The organism is Methylobacterium sp. B1 (assembly GCF_000333255.1).
GTDB classification, from domain to species: Bacteria; Pseudomonadota; Alphaproteobacteria; order Rhizobiales; family Beijerinckiaceae; genus Methylobacterium; species Methylobacterium fujisawaense.
Window position 1 is genome coordinate 1 of record NZ_BACT01000922.1, and the last position, 1,348, is coordinate 1,348.

A 1,348-nucleotide genomic window follows, 5' to 3' on the forward strand; every position below is an offset into this window, starting at 1 on the left:
GTCTGACTGAGGTCGAATCGGTGCCGCCGATCCGCACGCCGTCATTGGCCAGGATGTCTCCGGCCCGGTCCGGCCGGCCCCGGCGCTCCGGCGCGAGGCGCACGATGGAGAAATCCGAGGTGCCGCCGCCGATATCGGCGACCAGCGCGATCTCCTCGGACCGGACCTGCCGCTCGTAGTCGACTGATGGCGCTGCTCATGTCGGGGGGACATTTGCGGCCGGCGGCGCGGCGCGCAAGACCATGAAGGCGGTAATCAACGCCAGGCCGCCCGAGACGGCCGCCGGGGCGACCAACGCGTACAGGCCGAATTGCTGATAGGCGTGGGCACCGAGGAAGGCGCCGAACAGCAGCGACAGCCAGACCAGAGCATCGCCGATCCACCCCAACGGATCGCCGGTGCGGGTCAGGGCCTGCGCGATCTTCTGGCCGAGGCTGAACAGCGCCCCGGTCACGAAGGTGGTCCCGGCTCGGAAGCCCGTGACCTGCGCCAGGACGGCGTTCTGCGACCCCATCGCCAAGGCGACGAAGAAGGCCGCGAGGCCCAGCTCGGGCGACTCGAGACCGAGCCCCAGACCGGCGAGGATCAGCAGGGTTTCGTAGGCCAGCACCGCGGGCGTCGTCCACCGGGCCGGGACCAGGATGGCCAGCCCGCTGCCGAGAACCGACCCCGCCAGGAAGGCGACGATCAGGGTCGCGGGCAGGATCATGCGATGCAGCTCGGCCCCGGCGCCCAGGACCGCGAGCTGCGTGGTGTTGCCGCTCATGAACGACATGTACAGGCCGCCGAGACGCACGAAGCCGAGGGCATCGACATAACCGGCGAGGCCCGTGAGGAGCAGGCCGGAGCCGAGCTGCCAGGGACGCCTCACGACCGGGCCTCGCCGTCACGGACCGGTAACGAACCATTAACCATTCGGACGGCTTCGTTGAGGGACGCCGGGCCGCGGTTAACGCGCCGCTCACCAAACCCGAGCAATTCGATGCAAACACGGTGAACGCCGCGTCGGAAGGGGCCGTTGCCCTTACGATCCGGCCCGGGGCCATCGAGCCCCCGCCGGGTGAGTGGGAGTTGCGTCATGGTTCCGTTCGCCGCCGCATTCGTCTGCCCGTCCATGCCCGTCCCGGACCGGGCCGCCACGATCCTGATCGTCGAGGATGAGCCGACCGTGTGCGAACTGGCCGCCGAGGCGCTGATCGAGGAAGGGTATCGGGTGCTCACCGCTGCGGATGCCTGGGAAGCCGAGGCCATCCTGGCTCGCGAGAGCGTCGACCTGCTCTTCACGGATATCGACCTCGCCCGCAATACGAACGGCCTGTCGCTGGGGCGCGTGTGCCGCGAGCTGTCT

The 1,348-nt window shown here is 69.4% G+C and carries 2 protein-coding genes and 1 pseudogene; 1 reads left to right on the forward strand and 2 read right to left on the reverse strand.

The window, feature by feature from the left end:
• Together I53_RS35530 and I53_RS26005 are read right to left on the reverse strand one after the other, a co-directional pair.
• Positions 1-193: pseudogene (locus I53_RS35530) on the reverse strand (Hsp70 family protein); the annotation flags it as partial.
• 3 nt (positions 194-196) lie between these two features.
• Positions 197-871, reverse strand: coding sequence for a YoaK family protein (locus I53_RS26005; protein ID WP_043356313.1), 675 nt, complete (start codon positions 869-871; stop codon positions 197-199).
• 207 nt (positions 872-1,078) lie between these two features.
• Here I53_RS26005 and I53_RS26010 point away from each other — a divergent pair.
• Positions 1,079-1,348: response regulator (locus tag I53_RS26010; RefSeq protein WP_043356315.1), on the forward strand; the 270-nt coding region annotated here is incomplete at its 3' end.